General features: G+C 62.7%; 10 protein-coding genes. 7 read left to right on the top strand and 3 right to left on the bottom strand.

Annotated elements, in window-relative coordinates; all coding sequences use genetic code 11:
- Window positions 1-949 precede the first annotated feature (949 nt).
- The 7 genes from C2L80_RS10920 (at window position 950) to gad (ending at window position 11078) form a co-directional block, all read left to right on the top strand.
- Entirely contained in the window at window positions 950-2098 is a 1149-nt protein-coding gene (locus C2L80_RS10920) for a serine/threonine protein kinase (protein ID WP_087194711.1), read from the top strand.
- A gap of 263 nt (window positions 2099-2361) precedes the next feature.
- Complete coding sequence (locus C2L80_RS10915) at window positions 2362-3507, top strand: DMT family transporter (RefSeq protein ID WP_103263204.1); 1146 nt, start codon at window positions 2362-2364, stop codon at window positions 3505-3507.
- A gap of 90 nt (window positions 3508-3597) precedes the next feature.
- The gene (locus C2L80_RS10910) at window positions 3598-4158 is read left to right on the top strand and encodes a hypothetical protein (RefSeq protein WP_087196377.1); all 561 of its coding nucleotides are present in this window, start codon (window positions 3598-3600) and stop codon (window positions 4156-4158) included.
- Window positions 4159-4478: 320 nt separating this feature from the next.
- Window positions 4479-5822 carry an MFS transporter gene (locus C2L80_RS10905; protein ID WP_103263203.1) on the top strand — a complete coding sequence of 448 codons (1344 nt, stop codon included), beginning with the start codon at window positions 4479-4481 and terminating at the stop codon, window positions 5820-5822.
- A 150-nt stretch (window positions 5823-5972) separates the two neighbouring features.
- Window positions 5973-6572 (top strand): TetR/AcrR family transcriptional regulator, encoded by a 600-nt coding sequence (locus C2L80_RS10900; protein ID WP_092200709.1) that lies wholly within the window; start codon window positions 5973-5975, stop codon window positions 6570-6572.
- Between the two features lie 459 nt (window positions 6573-7031).
- Window positions 7032-9380 carry an amino acid permease gene (locus tag C2L80_RS10895; protein WP_239938930.1) on the top strand — a complete coding sequence of 783 codons (2349 nt, stop codon included), beginning with the start codon at window positions 7032-7034 and terminating at the stop codon, window positions 9378-9380.
- Window positions 9381-9587: 207 nt separating this feature from the next.
- Window positions 9588-11078, top strand: a complete 1491-nt coding sequence (gad, locus tag C2L80_RS10890; protein ID WP_092200706.1) for a glutamate decarboxylase — start codon at window positions 9588-9590, stop codon at window positions 11076-11078.
- Window positions 11079-11290: 212 nt separating this feature from the next.
- On the opposite strand, the gene C2L80_RS10885 is transcribed toward gad, so the two are convergent.
- The 3 genes from C2L80_RS10885 to C2L80_RS10875 form a co-directional block, all read right to left on the bottom strand.
- Window positions 11291-12526, bottom strand: coding sequence for an iron-sulfur cluster-binding domain-containing protein (locus C2L80_RS10885; protein ID WP_103263202.1), 1236 nt, complete (start codon window positions 12524-12526; stop codon window positions 11291-11293).
- Between the two features lie 3 nt (window positions 12527-12529).
- A complete protein-coding gene (locus tag C2L80_RS10880; RefSeq protein WP_103263201.1) occupies window positions 12530-14065 on the bottom strand; it encodes a phytoene desaturase family protein in 1536 nt (511 codons plus the stop codon).
- Window positions 14066-14435: 370 nt separating this feature from the next.
- Window positions 14436-15023 (bottom strand): helix-turn-helix transcriptional regulator, encoded by a 588-nt coding sequence (locus C2L80_RS10875; RefSeq protein WP_193602636.1) that lies wholly within the window; start codon window positions 15021-15023, stop codon window positions 14436-14438.
- Window positions 15024-15869: the final 846 nt, after the last annotated feature.

Below are 15869 nucleotides of genomic sequence, written 5' to 3'. Positions count from 1 at the left end.
AGCTCGGCCGCCTCGGTCAGGCTGAACCCCGCCGCGACGGCCTCCACGGCGAGCTCCCTGGTCTCCAACGGGTACATGCGGACTCCAATCCGGACACCGGAGTGTCCAACTTTTTGTCCGCACCCCCGTCCAGCCGCTTAAGTCAGGATTGATAGGGTTGAATGCGTTGCGGCTTCGGTTGCGGATGGTTTGTGCGAAGCATCCGCAACCGAGGTCTGATGGACGGGCATTCTCCCTCGCCAAAGGTGCTCGTCCGTATTAACGTCCGCACGCGTCGAGAACGCACGCGTCGAGAAGGCTGTAGCATCGCGGTCGCCTTCGACGGAGGGAAAGTTTGCAAGGGAAAGAGTGTGCGGCGGGCATCGACAGGACGAAAGTGCCGAAAGCCGTTCAAGAAATGATCGCGCACCATGCGGTCGAACGCGTTCGGCGACAAAGCCCCCACGTTCCTTTGCGAGATGTTTCACGTGAAACATCCGTTTGTGCGCGTGTGCAACCGGCAATAGTTACGGTTTGGTGGCGGGCTGTGGGAAAAAATATTTCCTGCGGGAAACGCATGCGCCTTGTTGTGCATCCCGCACGCGCGGCAGCGCGCCTTTGTCCGGTGCGGTGGATGCATGAGTTCTCGGTTTGTTTCATCGTTATGCAGAAGAAGGGAATCAATTAGCGGGAATATCCAATATTGGTCGGAAAACTGCATAATGTGGGGAACGGGCGCGTTCAACATTTTTGTGCAAATGAACAATTTACTTATTCGTTATGTTCAAAAGCCTACGTAAATTCATATTGCAGATGATCAAAAAAGATGATATAACTGAGCCATCGGCAAGTCTGGAAGGATTTGCCACAGCGGGCTCCGGGCTGCGGCGCGTTCTCCCAGAAAAGCTGCGTTATGTAGTGTGCCACCAAGAGGCGGCGTCGGAAACGCTGCCGGAGAAAGGAGACTGTCATGGCGAAGATAGTCAACTCGTGGAACGACTGGGATCCGCTGAAGCGCGTGATCGTCGGCCGCTGCGACAACTCGGTCATCCCGCCCGAGGAGCCCGCCACCTCCGAGAAGGTGCCCGTGGACTCCGAGATGCGCGGCATGTGGGGCCTGCGCCCGCTGGCCACCGTCGAGCGCGGCAACGAGTGCCTCGAGAACCTGGTCAAGATCCTCGAGGACCGCGGCGTGGTCGTCGACCGCCCGACGCCGCTCCAGTGGAACCAGGCCATCGGCACGCCGGACTTCCGCAACGACTCCATGATGACCTGCATGCCGCCCCGCGACATCCTGCTCACCATCGGCAGCGAGATCATGGCGAGCGCGAACTCCTTCCGCTGCCGCTACTTCGAGTACCTGGCCTACTGGCCGCTCATGAAGCAGTACTTCGACGAGGACCCCGAGTTCAAGTGGACCCAGGCCCCGCGCCCGCGCCTGACCGACGCCTCCTACAAGCACAACTACTACGACGAGAAGATCTCGCTGGAGGAGCGCCTCGTGCGCACCGCCAACAAGGACTTCGTCACCACCGAGGTGGAGCCGATGTGGGACGCCGCCGACGTGATGCGCATGGGCAAGGACCTGTTCATCCAGCACGGGCTGACCACCAACCGCACGGCCATGGACTGGTTCCAGCGCTACTACCCCGAGTACCGCGTGCACGCCGTGAACTTCCCCGGCGACCCCTACCCGATCCACATCGACGCGACCTTCGTGCCGCTGCGCCCGGGACTCATCATCAACAACCCGCACCGCAAGCTCCCCGAGGAGCAGCGCGCCATCTTCGAGGCCAACGACTGGCAGATCGTCGAGGCCGCCCAGCCGGCCCACGACGAGCCGCCGGCGCTGTGCTACAGCTCGGTGTGGCTGTCCATGAACTGCCTCGTGCTCGACCCCAAGACGGTCATCGTGGAGGCATCCGAGGTCTACCAGCAGGAGCAGATGGACAAGCTCGGCATGAACGTCATCCCCTGCGACCTGCGCGACGCCTACCCGTTCGGCGGCGGCCTGCACTGCTCCACGGCCGACGTCTACCGCGAGGGCGAGTGCCTCGACTACTTCCCGAACCGCGTCAAGGATCCCACCCTGGTGCGCCCGGAGATGTGGAACGACTAAGCGCAGCTGCGTAGTAAGCCACGCGGCGTAACCTCGACTCCGATGGACGGCGTCGCGATGTAAAAGAAAGGGGATTCGGTTTGCAAGGCATTCCGGATCCCCTTTTTGGTTCCAGTCCGCAACAATCACGCACAATCGAAGCGGTCATACAGGATCAAAGGCAAGACCTCGTAGTTTCGCATTCGATCTTTCATGACGAACAATCCTTCTCGCGGAGGCGTGGCTGGAGCTTACCTTTTTTGCTACTGGTTTAAGGAGGACCAATGGCAGACAACAAGATCACCTCAGGAAGCGCGCAGGCCGGTGACGGCGCCGGCTTCGAGATGGATCGGAAATGGGGAACCATTGCCATGATCATCTCGGCGACAGGCATGGGCCTTGTGCCTCTGTTCAGTCGCTGGGGAACGCGCACCGACATGTTCGACGGAACAGCGGGGTTGAATGCTGGCGACTCTGTCGGAGCGCTTATGGCCGTGGGCCGCATGACCATGGGATTCGTCTTCTTTGTGGCATTGCTGTTCATCACCCACAAGGTGGGCGTGTTCAAGAAGCTCAAGGTGACGCCCGCCATCATTCTGGGCGGCGTCATGATCGGTCTTTCTCTTGCATGCTACGTGACTGCCACGTTGCTCACGTCGGTTGCGAACTCGGTTCTGTTCATCTATACGGGCCCCGTTCTGTGCATCCTGTTCGCGCGGATATTCCGCAAGGAGCCCATGTCTGTCCTTCAGTGGGTGTGCTTGGGCGCGGTTGTCGTGGGCACGCTGTTTGGCAACAACATCGTGGGGTTCGACGAGACGGGTGCGTTCACAATCAGCTTCAGCCTCGAAATGTCCACGCCGGATTATCCGCAGAAGGGCATCGGCGACATCTTCGGTTTGCTCTCCGGCCTGTTCTACGGCCTGTCGATGTTCTTCAACGGCTATCGCAAAGATGCCGACACCACCGCTCGCGGCGTATGGAACTTCTTGGCCGCCGCGCTTGCCGCCCTGGTGGTGACGCTGGCCATGAACTTCATGGGCGAAAGCGGCATCGTGCCGTCCAACTGGGCGCTTAACCTGCACCTCACCCCGTTCAACTGGATCGGCGCCGTTCTTCTGTGGATCTTCTCCGGTGCGGTGGCCCTGGGCTTCCTCTTGGTCGCGGGCCGCAACCTTCCGGCTGCGGACTACGGCACCATCGCGTATTGGGAGGTTCCCGTTGCGCTGTTCATCGGCCTGGTCATTTTTGGCGAGGCGCTGACCATCAACACCATCATCGGCGGTATCCTCATCATCGGCGGCGGGGCGATCCCGGCTATCAAGGGCATCATCGAGGGCGCGAAGCACGAGAAAGAGGTCGAGATTCGCGAGAACCTGTCTGCTCGCCTTGAAGAGGAGGCCCGGAAAGAGGACCTCGATCTTCGATAGGGTCTGCGTTCGCGCTGAAAGCGCGTTGGATGGGCGGTCGGTTGGTCGAAGCGCCACGACCGCCCCACTCTGAAAAGGAAGGTGCAGAACATGAAGATTACGAGCAACCTGACCCACATTGCGACTGAGGTTGAGTTCGAGGCCGCGAAGAGCGAGGAAGAGCTGCGCGCCGCCTTCGACCAGGCAGGATTGCAGGGATTCCCGGCTGAGTTGGATATCGCCGAGCGCACTGAAGACCACGTGCAGATGATGTCGCTCGATACGCTTCTGGGCTTTGCGAAGGCGTCGGGGCTGGGCGCGGTCACCTATGATGTGACGTACTTCCCGCACGCTGACGAGGCCGAGGTCGATTATCAGCTCAACCAGCTGTCGCGCGACCTGGAGATCAGCCCCGAGGTCATCCGTGACGTGTGCGCGGCTGAGATCAAGGAGTACTTGGCCCTCGACGCGAAGCGCGATGCAAGCTTGCCAGTGCACAGCATTGTGGAGGCTTACACGGGCGGCACGGCGTTCGCCTGGTACGGCATGAACGAGTATCCGCGCTTGAAGCATGTGATCTTGCGCAAGCTGGCGCAGGGCGGTCAGAAGGCCAAGCGCAACTTCATCATGCGTGCGAGCAAGGCCCAGGTGGATTTGCTCGAAGACTACTGATCGCACGCGCGCGATCGGGCAACGTACTATCGATAGGGGCCCGCTTGAATTGTTTGAAGCGGGCCCTATGCGTCCTTTGGCATGCGGATGTGGATTGCGCGTCCGTTACGCGGCGAAACCGTTCGCATCGAAAAAATGGTTACATTTCGGATACGTGCCGATCTGTTGAAAATTTGTGCGCTTGCACTAGGGTAAAGTGGATACGGCGTTTACATTCGGACGAACGATTGGGGTTTCGATGGAAAGGACGCATGGCATGCGGCTCGAACGCGTTTCTGTGGACGTGTTCAACGAGGCCGCACCGTTCTTAGGGGACTATCATGAGTGTTGAAACGACGATGGAGCAGAGAGGCTACACCGAAGAAGAGAAGCATAAGACCCTCAAAAGGGTTGTGGGCTCTTCGTTCCTCGGAAACTTCATCGAATGGTTCGATTATGCGAGTTATTCGTATCTGGCCACCGTCATCGCTTTGGTGTTCTTCCCGGGCGAGGATCGCACGGTGGCGGTCATGTCGACGTTCGGCGTGTTCGCGCTTTCGTTCTTGGTGCGTCCCATCGGCGCTTTGTTCTGGGGCAACATGGGAGACAAGAAGGGGCGTAAGTGGGCGCTTTCCATCTCCATCCTGTTGATGTCCGGCGCCACGTTCCTCATCGGCTGCCTCCCCACGTACGCGATGATCGGCGTAGGCGCGCCGCTTCTGCTTCTGCTGCTGCGCATGGTGCAGAGCTTCTCTGCGGCGGGCGAGTACGCCGGCGCTGCCACGTTCATCGCCGAATACGCGCCGACGAATCATCGCGGCTTCTACTGCTCGATGGTTCCCGCGTCTACGGCGGCGGGTCTGTTGGTGGGTTCGCTGTTCGCCACGGCTATGTTCAACATCTGGGGGGCCGATTCCCAGTTCGTAACCGAGTGGGGTTGGCGCATTCCGTTCTGGCTGGCGGGTCCGCTGGGCTACATCACGCACTACATCCGCGAGCATCTTGAGGATTCGCCGGTGTACGAGCAGATGCAGAACGATCTGAAGGCGAAGGGCTTGAAAGGCGAGGACAAGCCCATGCGCACCTTGATCAGGAAGCACTTCAGGCGGCTCGTCATCTCGTTCGGTGCGTGCGTTCTGAACGCGGTGGGCTTCTACGCGGTGCTCACGTACTTGCCGAACTACTTGGAGACGACACTGAACTACGACCCGGCATCTGCCTCCATCATCACGAACATCGTGCTTGTGGTGTACATCGGGTTCATCTTCTTGTCCGGGCGCATCTCCGACCGTCTGGGGCGCAAGAAGATGCTCGTCGCTGCGTGCGTGGGTTTCATCGTGCTGACCATCCCGGCGTTTATGCTGTTGAGCACGATGAATTTTGCGATCATCCTCGTGGTCGAGCTGGTTATGTGTCTGCTGCTCACCATCAACGACGGCACGCTGTCCAGCTATCTGAACGAGACGTTCCCCACCGACGTGCGCTACTCCGGCTTCGCCTTGAGCTTCAACTTGGCGAACGCCATCTTCGGCGGGTCGGCCTCCTACATTTCGTTCTGGCTGATCTCGATGACGGGCAACAATATCGCGCCGGCGTTCTACATGGTGTTCATCGCCGTTATCGCGCTGGTTGCCATGGTTTTGTCGCATGAGCATACGGGGCGGGATCTGACGGAAGTCGAGTAGGGTTCGCGCATCGTTTTTGGTATGATGTCGCCATGATCCGTTTGAACAGGTTCGAGCGGGTCATGGCGACCTTTTTATGGTGCGGCGCTTCGTGCGGTTGCGAAGCGGGTGTAGTGCGACCGAGCGGCGCTGGAAAGGGATGATGAGGTGATGGGCGAAACATCGCAAACGCCGAAGTCATTGAAGGCGCAGATCACGCGCACTTCGCTTGTGCTTGCTGCTGCGGCTCTGCTGCGCGAGCAGGGCCCGAAAGCCGTTACGTATCGCAAGGTGGCGAAGTGGGCCGGGGCCGCTTCGTCGTCGGTGGGGTATTACTTCGATTCTGTCACTCAGCTTCTGCATGAGGCTGGCCGCTACAACATCCAGCTGTGGTCGGAACGCGCCGAGAAGGCGGCGTCGGCAGCAGAGGGGCTGTCGCCCGAAGAGTGCCGGCGCCAGGTTGCCGATCTCTTGGTGCGGGCGTGCTTGCCCGACGAGTCCGTCGTGCCCTCCGCGCATTACGGGCAGCTCATCGCCGCCGCCGAGTCCGACGTAGTGACGGAGGCGTACCAGAAGGGGCGCGTGTCGCTCGACGCGGCCATCGGGCGCATTCTCGCGTGTGCTGGGATCGACATGCCGCCCCGCATGGTGGGCACTATTGTGGATGGCGCGGCAGTGGCCGCCATCTCCGAGGGCTACGATGTGCGCGAGTTTGCCACGGAGCTGCTGCGCGAGGCGCTTGAGGCCTACGCGAAGCTCTCGCGCTGCTAACGAGATGCCTTCTGTGCGAGTGGGTGCTTCGCGTTTCGTCTACGGCAATCTCTTTTCTGAATAGTGCGCGATAAGGGCGTGATGGCGCGCGCGGTTGGGCGTGCGATAAGGATACGCCGGCGCGCGCGGGAGGTGGCGCGCGCGGAAAGCGCGCGGTCGGGTGCGCGATAGCATGCGCGGGAGGCGGCGCGCGCGGAGGCGATATGCGGCAGTGCTTGCGCGGCGGCGTGCGGAAGGCGGCGTGCGGTGCGCGCGTGACGACGACATGTGGCGGCGCGCGGTAGGCGGCAATGCTGGGCCAACGCTTTAGCGACGGGAGGGTGAACGCCCTCCCGTCGTCGTTTTCGCTCCTTTCTCCTTTGATAGAACGTTCGAGGATAACGAAAACCGTGCAGATGCGTTCTCAAGCGGATCGAAAGAGGACGTCTCGCACCGAACGTTCGGAAAGGAGTGAGGGGTATGAGCGAACTCCGTCAACAGGCGGCGCCCGCATCCCCGGCATCGACGTCCGCTGTCGTGCCCGCATCGGCGTCTGCGGTCGATTCCGGCCCCGTCGGCAAGATGGGAAGGCCGTCGTTCAAGCGCACGCTGACGTTCTTCGGGTTCTTCGCCATCACCGCGTCCATGGTCATGACGGTGTACGAGTACCCGTCGTTTGCCTCGTCCGGGTTCCACTTGGTGTTCTTCCTCATCATCGGCGGTATCTTGTGGTTTCTGCCCGTGGCGCTGTGCGCGGCCGAGATGGCGACGGTGAAGGGATGGGAATCTGGCGGCATCTTCGCCTGGGTGGGCAACACGCTGGGAAGGCGCTGGGGCTTCGCGGCGCTGTTCTTTCAGTGGTTCCAGATCACCGTAGGGTTCGTGACCATGGCGTTTTTCATCTTGGCCGCGTTCGCCTACGTGGTGGGATGGGATGCGCTGTACAAAGACCCGCTCGTCATGTTCTTCGGCGTGGCGGCCATCGTGTGGTTGCTCACGCTCACGCAGCTGGGCGGCACGAAGTACACGGCGCGCATTTCGAAGGTGGGTTTCGTGGGCGGCATCATCGTGCCGGTCCTCGTGCTGCTGGCGGGCCTTCTGATCTACTTCGCCACGGGCGGCATGTCGCAGATCGCCATCTCGCCGGCTGCGTTCGTGCCGGATTTCAGCAAGGCAGACACGCTCGTGATCTTCGCGTCGTTCATTCTGGCGTATATGGGCGTTGAGGCGTCTGCGTCGCATGTGAACGAGTTGAAGAACCCCAACCGCAACTATCCGCTGGCCATGATCATCTTGGCCGTGCTCACCATCGCGCTCGATGCGCTGGGCGGTTTGGCCGTGGCGACGACGCTGCCTGCGAGCGTGCTGGACGGCAACCTGTCGTTCGGCGTGATCGAAGCGTTCCGCGCCATTTACGTGGAGCATATCGGGCCGGCGTTCAGCTGGATCGTGTTCGCGGTGGCTCTGCTTTTGGCGCTGGGCGTGTTGGCTGAGATATCCGCGTGGATCGTCGGCCCGTCGCGTGCGCTTCTGGACACGGCGCACGACGGCATCCTGCCGCCGTCGTTCAAGAAGGTGAACAAGCACGGCGTGTCGGTGAGGACCGTCGTGGTGCAGGCCGCCATCGTCACCATGTGGGACGCGGTGCTGTGCGGCTCCATCGCGCTGTCCGGCGGGTCGAGCTCGTCGGTGGGCTATCTGACGGCCATCGGCCTGACGGTGGTCATCTACCTGGTGGGCTACGTGCTGTTCTTCTTGGGCTACTTCGTGCTGGTGCTGAGGAAGAAGAGTCTGCCGCGGTCGTTCCAGCTGCCGGGCGGCACGCCGTTCAAAGTGATTGTGGCGGGCGTGGGCCTGGTCATGACGCTGGCGACGCTGGTGATCTCGTTCTTCCCGTCATCGAATCTGACGGCGCAGGCGAACCAGGTGTACCAGATCACGTTGTTCGTGGCGTTCGCGGTGTCGGTGGCGCTGCCGTTCGTCATCTACTCGCAGCGGCACCGTTGGGCGCCGAAGCGGGGGCTGGAGGCGATGCGGGCCGCTGCGGAGGCGCGGGTTGTGGACGCGGCGAGCGGAGCGGCGATGCGCGGCGGCGCGGGCGCGGGTGCGGCGGGCGTGCGCGCGAACGCGGAGGCTCCGGGCACGACGGCGGGCGTACGCGCTGGTGTGGCGCCGGGCGCGGCAGACGTACGCGCTGGTGTGGCAGTGCCGAGCGCCGGCCAGGGGAGCGGCAAGATCAACAAGCGCACCCGTGCGAAGGAGAATTTAAGCTCCGATCTGCGGAAATCCGCGCCGAGAGCCAGTGCGCCGCGCGCTTCGGGAGCGAGCGGCATGACAGCCGACACCGGTGTGGGCGGCAGCGTCGCGCGCACGATCTCTGCAGCGGTGGTGAGCGTGACGAGCCGTCCGGCAAGCCCCTTCTCCGTCGATGCGCGCGAGACGTCGGCCACGGTGGAGGAGGTGCGCGGCCCCTCACGCGATAGTCGCGATAAGGACGCGGACGCGCAGAACCGAAGCGCCGAGGCGGCTGCTTCAGCGGGCGGCGAAGCGCGGGAGGCGCGTGTTGCGCAAACTGGGCGTCATGCGCAGACCGAGCGCGATGCGGGCGCTGCGGACGACGCGCATGAAGCGCATGAAGCGCATGACGCGCACGTCTCGCATGCCTCGCAGGCTGGACGGCATGCGCAGGTCGGACGCGATGCGGGCGTCGCAGGCTGGCGCGACGGCGGGCGAGCCGAGCACGACGCGGATGCTGCCGCATACGGCTCATGCGATGCGGGCGCTGCGAATCGGCGCGACGACGGGCACGATGGCCGTCCTACGCCGTAGCGAGATGCTTCGACGCACGCTTCTTTCGCCCGAAGCGGATGCCGCGCCAAGCTCATGCGCGCGGTACGACGCCGCCGTGCGGGCGGTATGACATTCGACGTTCGAGCGCGTCTGCCGCCCGCCGGACGACCCCATGCGGGCCGTTCGGCGGGCGAGCCGAAGTTCGCGTTCGCCTGATTTCCGAAAGCAACCTACAGGAGGTTTCCGATGAAAGAACGCACATCCACCAGCGCAGTCCTCGATGCGATGGACGAGGAGACGAAATACCTCACGCCCATCTTCGGCAGCGAGGCGTCCGATGCGCAGATGCCGCGCACGCAGATGAACGACGAGCCTGTCGAGCCGCGCATCGCCTACGAGATGATCAAGGAGTATTTGTCCATCGAGGGCAACGCCACGCAGAACCTTACCACGTTCTGCCAAACCTACATGGAGCCCATGGCCACGAGGATCATGTCCGAGGTTATGGAGAAGAACGCCATCGACAAGGACGAGTACCCCATGACGGCCGACCTCGAGAACCGCTGCGTCGCCATGATCGCCGACCTGTGGCATGCGGATCCCGACGAGGAGCCCATGGGCACGTCCACCGTCGGCTCGTCCGAGGCGTGCATGCTGGGCGGCCTCGGGATGCTGTTCCGCTGGAAGAAGCTGGCGAAGGACGCGGGCGTGGACATCTACACGTCGCAGCGCCCGAACCTCGTTATCTCGTCCGGCTACCAGGTGTGCTGGGAGAAGTTCTGCCGCTACTGGGACATCGAGATGCGCCTTGTGCCGCTTGAGAAAGACCATCTGTCCCTGAACATGGACACGGTCATGGACTACGTGGACGACCACACCATCGGCATCACGGCCATCCTCGGCATCACCTACACCGGCAAGTACGACGATGTGAAGAAGCTCGACGAGTTGGTGGAGGCGTACAATCAGGAGCATCCGAAGCTGCCCATCCGCATCCATGTGGACGGGGCCTCGGGCTCTATGGTGGCTCCGTTCGTCGACCCCGATCTCGAGTGGGACTTCCGCTTGAAGAACGTCTGGTCCATCAACACGTCAGGCCACAAGTACGGGCTCGTGTATCCCGGCATCGGCTGGGTTATCTGGCGCGGCAAGGAGGCGTTGCCCGAGGACCTCATCTTCTGGGTGAGCTACCTAGGCGGCGAGGAGGCCACTATGGCCATCAACTTCTCGCGCAGCGCGTCGCAAATCGTGGGGCAGTACTACGTGCTCATGCGCAATGGATTCGAGGGATTCCGCGAGATCCACCTGCGCACGCTCGACGTGGCGCGCTACCTGGCCGAAGAGCTTAAGGGCATGGGCATCTTCGACATCTACGAGGATGCGTCCAACATCCCCATCGTGTGCTGGGGCTTGAAGGACGATGCCAACGTGGAATGGTCGCTATACGACCTGTCCGACCGTCTGCGCATGAGCGGCTGGCTCGTGCCCGCGTATCCGATGCCCGCCAACTTGCAGGACGTGGTGGTGCAGCGCGTTGTGGCGCGGCAGGATTTCTCCATGCAGCTTGCCATCAAGCTGGTGGAGGATGTGAAGAAAGAGATCGACACCTTGAGCAAAGCCCGTTTCGTGACGGGCAACACGCAAGGGGTCATCAACACCGGGTTCAACCATGGTGGCCGCTCGGCTGTCGATAAGGGTGACGAGGTGCAAACCCAGGCCAAGACCGCGCAAAAGTAGCGCGGCTTCGGAGCGCGGTATCGTTTTCGAGCGCCCCGGCTTGCCGGGGCGCTCGTATGCGAAGCGGCAAAGGGCGACGAGGCATTTCCCGTTCGCAGAGGCGCGCAGAGGAGCTCCTTTGATAGCTTCGACGCGCGTTTTACGACGTTTGCGCCCACATGTCGACGGTTTGCCTCGCGACGATCTGCAAGCTTTGCGCCGCGCCATCTCCTTTACCGCTGCGTGAGGTCGATCTCCGCGTCGGAGCGCGGATAGGTGCAGCACAAGTGAACGCGCCCCTGCGCTTGGTCTGCCGCCCGCCGTCCATCTCCATCGGCTTCCTGCGCGGCTTCGATATGCACCTCGCCGGCGATCAGGCGGGCGCGGCAGCATCCGCAGGAGCCGCTGCGGCACAGGGCATCGAACGCGATGCCGTCCCGTTCGACCGCAACAAGCAGGCTTTCGTCTTCGCGGCACGGCATGGTGCGCACGTCGTGCTTGACGCGCACGGTGAGCAGGTGGGTGCGCGGCTCCTCGTTTCCGCGTGCGACGGTCGTGAAGGTTTCCCGGCGCACGCGCCGCCGGGGAACCCCCGCCGCGAGCAGATCCGCTTCGAGCGCGCTCCCCATAGCGTTCGGGCCGCAGATGAAGAAGGACGAGCCCGCAAGGTCGCAAACCTCCGACAGCATGGCGGCGCTCACGCGGCCCGAGCGGAAGCCCTCCTTCTCCTCGCGCGTGAGGGTGTGAACGATGCGCACGCGTCCGTTTGAGCGCTCGGCCAAATGCTCCAGCTCGTCGTGGAAAAGCGCGTCGGAGCAGGTGCGGTTTGAGCACACGATGGTCAGCTGAAACTCCTCGATGCCCCCTGCCACGGCATGTGCGAGCGACAGGAACGGAGTGATGCCGATGCCTCCCGCAATGCACACGATGTGGCGCTCGTCGCGAATGCTCGAAGGGCACAGGTGTCCTGCGGGCGCGCTTGCGTCGACGGCGGTTCCCACGGAGAACGTGTCGAACACGTGCTTCGACACGAAGCCGTCGTCCTCGCGCTTGACCGCTATCTGGTAGAAGGGTTGCCCGTCTGCAGGATCGTCGGCCTGCTCGCCGCCCGCGATGGCCGCTTGCGGCGCCGAGCAGAGGGAGTACGCGCGGTTCGTTTCGCTCCCGCCGATGGAAAGGCGCAGCGAGAGGTACTGCCCAGCGCGAAACGGCGCCAACGCGTGCGTGCCCCGTTCGCGGTCGGGGACGAGCGTGAAGCGCCGCACGGCGGGGGAGATGTCCTCCACGTTGGCGACCTTGAGGTGTTGCACCGGGGGATGCGCTGCTTGCGCAAGCGTGTTCACGGGGTACGCTTCGAGGTGCGGCAGCGCCTCGTCGGACGCTGCCTCGATCGCCGCGTTTCGCTGGGGCACGAGGCGGGTGAAGGTGAGCAGATCCATCCATCCGAATGGTTTGATATGGAATCCCATCGTTTACGCCTCCTGTCCGCGCAAGTACGGAATCATGATGTTCGCCGCGATGTTGCCCATAGTGTACGCCGAGTTGAAACCCGACGACCATTCGGTGTGACCGCCGGTGAAGCGCAGCCCGCGGATGCCCTTGCCTTCGTACATGGTGCGCAGACGCGGCAGCATGTTGTCCCAATCGGCGGTGAGGTAGCCGTAGATGGCGCCTTGCGGCGTGCCGAGGTAGCGGGCGAATGTTGGGGGCGCGGCGGTTTCGATCTCCTCGATGTGCCCGGCAAGGGAGATGCCGGTGGTCTTCTCGTAGTCGGCGATGAAGCGCGCGGCCACCTCCTCTTTGACGTGCGCGTAGTTGTGCGCCGAGACGCCGTTCCAAGCCTCGGGCTGGTAGAGCGAGGTGCCGTACACGATGCTTGTGCCCTTGGGCGAGCATTCGGGAACGACGATGTTGAGGCAGTTGAAGATGGAAAGATCGTTCTCCTCAAGGGATGAAAGCTTCTTGAAGTCGGCTGCGGAATCGCCCGTGTGGGAGATGAACACGGAGTAGTCCTCGATGCCAAGCTCTTCGGCTGTGGCATCGAGCCCCAGGTAAACGACGAAGCCGCTCACCGCAAGGCGGCGGGCGTTGGCCTTCTTCCGCTCCCACGAGGGAACGTCCGCGTCGTCGATGAGGTTGCCGTAGACGGCGTGCGGCATGGCGTTCGAGATGATCGCTTTGCAGGAGATGTCCTCGCCGTCCACGCGCGCGCCGCACACGGCGCCGTTTTTCACATGTATCTTCTCAACCGGGGTGCTCAGCCACACTTCGCCTCCCAGCTCTCGGATGCGGTCGGTTAGGGCAAGGGATATCTCGTGCGAGCGCGTGGCGGGGATGTACGCGCCCGGGTCGAGGTACATGCGCACCATGATGGCGTAGTGCAGAAACGCCAAGCGGTCGCACGGCGTGCCGAGGTAGCTCCAATAGGTGGAGAGGATGCTTTGCGCGCGCCGCGGCATGCCGATGGCATCCAGCACGCGGGTGGTGGAGTAGGGGGCGAAGCGCAGGAAGCGCCCGTGCTCCTTTTTCATGACGGCATCGTCGGGGCGACCGAGCATCTTGTTCGAATAGTCGAGGGCCGCTGCGGTGTCGTCCATAAGCTCGTAAAAGGTCCGCATGCTTTTGCGCGAACCGGGGCAGGCCTCCTCCATAGCGTCGGCGAACGCTTCGCGCCCGAAGGGCATGCGCACGTCGTAGCCGAGTTCGCCCGGAGCGGTGGAGATGGCGCGGAACGCGTCGGGCACGGCGCGCCAGTCGATGCGCTCAGCCACGCCGAGGTCGTTGAAGATGTCCCAGAGGAAGGTGCCGGGGTTCGCCGTCGATCCGAGGTCGCACAGCTCGTGCAAAGCGGTTTCAAATTCGAAGCGCCCCCGCTTGAAGCTGCTGGCGCATCCTCCGGGGGCGTCGTTCTGTTCGGCCAAGAGCACCTTGAAGCCAAGTTGGGAGAGGCGCGCGGCTGCCACGAGGCCGCCGTTTCCGGCGCCGATCACAATCGCGTCGTACTGCATGAGAGCTCCTTACGTGTGAAATGGGGTTCATGCGATAACCTTATTATAGGGCATTCGCCCGACGCGAAAGAAGCGGGACGCGGGCGGTACGTTCGCGTCCCGTCGGAGAGTCGGTGGCAGGGGCGGGCTGTCGGCGGGCGGTGTGCGGGCGCTTGGGCGTGGCGGCGCGGGTGGGGATGCGACGGCGGCAACGCGTACTGGCGACGGGGGTGCGCCTTGCGGGAAGGGCAGGGTGCTGGCTTCGGTGGTGCCGCAGCTCGCTGGTGCGGGGCGGTGTGCGCTGGGGCGGAAGTGGGACGCGCCGGGCAAGGTGGGACGCGTTGGGGCGGGGTGCGCGTGCGCGGGAGTGGGACGCGTTGGGGCAGGGCTCTTAAAGAAAGAACATGGCATAGAGATAGCCGAACACGCCGCCTACCGCTGCGGCGATCACGGTGATCGCAACGATTTTCGCCACGCGATGCTGACGGGCGCGACGGCTTTTCCGGTTGCTGCGGTCGATGGGCTCGCCCTTCTTGAACGCGAGGATTTCCTGGTATGTCACCAGGTCGTGCTCTTTCTTGATGCGTTCGCATTTCATGATGAGCGCCATGCCGGTGCCCCACAGCAAAAGCCAGATGATGACAGAGGGCGCAATATCCCAATTCCAGAGCGTGAGCCCCGCAATGAAAAGGGCGCATCCGAGTATCGCCAACCCCAGGCCTCCCCACGAGAGTTGCACCATCTTCTTGTAGTCGTTCTCAACGCAGTTCTTCATGGTTTCCACGTCTCCTTTGATCAGCTCGTCCACGGTCGTGTCGAAAAGAACGCTCAGGAGCAGTAGGCTTTCCACATCGGGATAGGTCTTGTCAGTCTCCCAGTTGGACACCGTCTGGCGCGTCACGTAGATGCGCTGTGCGAGATCTTCCTGCGACATGCCGCGCGCCGTCCGGTACTCCTTGATGTGTTTGCCAAGCTCCACGTCGTTCCTTTCGCTGATCCAAGGTTGCCATGACGGGTGCCACTTTACCATCAAAAGGCTTTGGCGCAGGGGCTCCTTCGCGGAAATCGCTTTGTCAAATGTGTTTGACAAAGCGGTGAACAGGGGATATGTGGGGATGAGGCTGCGGGTGAAGGGAGGCGAAGAGATGTTGGGGAGGCGAGGCGAGCGATGGGCGGGTTTTTGGGGGTGGCAGGGAGGGGCGGGAGATCAGGGACGAGCGAGCGAGCGGAGATAATGCCGCATTCCCATGCTCTTGCGACAGTGGAGGGCGAGGCGGGGGGAGGGAGACAGCGTCCCCGTCCTTTTGTCACTTTTGCCACGCTTGCAATCGGGCTTATAGCTACTGCAATGGACAACCGAGAAGCCGAAGGGGCCACGCAATCGACGAACTGCCCCGGTGCACGTTGCTCACCGCGCTTTCATCGTCCCGGTGCGCGTACCTTTTTCCGAGACACCTGCAGCGCACGTCGCGCGCCGCCCGTGCGGAATTATTCCCGATTTTTGGCCACGAAACCGCGCTCTGGCACGCGACCCGCCCCTTCTCGACGCGGGAAGGGGCTCGCGTTTGAGAAAAGCCCAGGTCGGCTGATCCGGTTCGCGCCGAAAGCGCTTCGGAACGCCGCAGGGCGAACCCGTTTTGTGCCAGAACTCGGTTTGCTGGCCAGAAACTGCGGATTTTCGCGCACGCGAAGCTCCCGATGGGGGTGCGGACGTTTTTCCGGACGGCCTAGGCGGCCAGCCCCAGCCGCCTCCTGCGGCCGGCTATCGTATCGTACACCTTGCGCCCTCCCTCGTCGAACGCCTTCAGCCTCCCCTCCCGGTACC

Origin of the sequence: Rubneribacter badeniensis (assembly GCF_002899695.1) — a bacterium.
Classification (GTDB): Bacteria; Actinomycetota; Coriobacteriia; order Coriobacteriales; family Eggerthellaceae; genus Rubneribacter; species Rubneribacter badeniensis.
This window is presented reverse-complemented; position numbering and strand designations above follow the sequence as displayed.

Excerpts from the sequence above, each read along its gene's own strand:
- C2L80_RS10905 (WP_103263203.1), top strand. The coding sequence starts at position 4,479 with ATGAGTGTTGAAACGACGATGGAGCAGAGAGGCTACACCGAAGAAGAG.
- C2L80_RS10880 (WP_103263201.1), bottom strand. The coding sequence starts at position 14,065 with ATGCAGTACGACGCGATTGTGATCGGCGCCGGAAACGGCGGCCTCGTG.
- C2L80_RS10915 (WP_103263204.1), top strand. The coding sequence starts at position 2,362 with ATGGCAGACAACAAGATCACCTCAGGAAGCGCGCAGGCCGGTGACGGC.
- C2L80_RS10920 (WP_087194711.1), top strand. The coding sequence starts at position 950 with ATGGCGAAGATAGTCAACTCGTGGAACGACTGGGATCCGCTGAAGCGC.
- C2L80_RS10900 (WP_092200709.1), top strand. The coding sequence starts at position 5,973 with ATGGGCGAAACATCGCAAACGCCGAAGTCATTGAAGGCGCAGATCACG.
- C2L80_RS10895 (WP_239938930.1), top strand. The coding sequence starts at position 7,032 with ATGAGCGAACTCCGTCAACAGGCGGCGCCCGCATCCCCGGCATCGACG.
- C2L80_RS10910 (WP_087196377.1), top strand. The coding sequence starts at position 3,598 with ATGAAGATTACGAGCAACCTGACCCACATTGCGACTGAGGTTGAGTTC.
- C2L80_RS10885 (WP_103263202.1), bottom strand. The coding sequence starts at position 12,526 with ATGGGATTCCATATCAAACCATTCGGATGGATGGATCTGCTCACCTTC.
- gad (WP_092200706.1), top strand. The coding sequence starts at position 9,588 with ATGAAAGAACGCACATCCACCAGCGCAGTCCTCGATGCGATGGACGAG.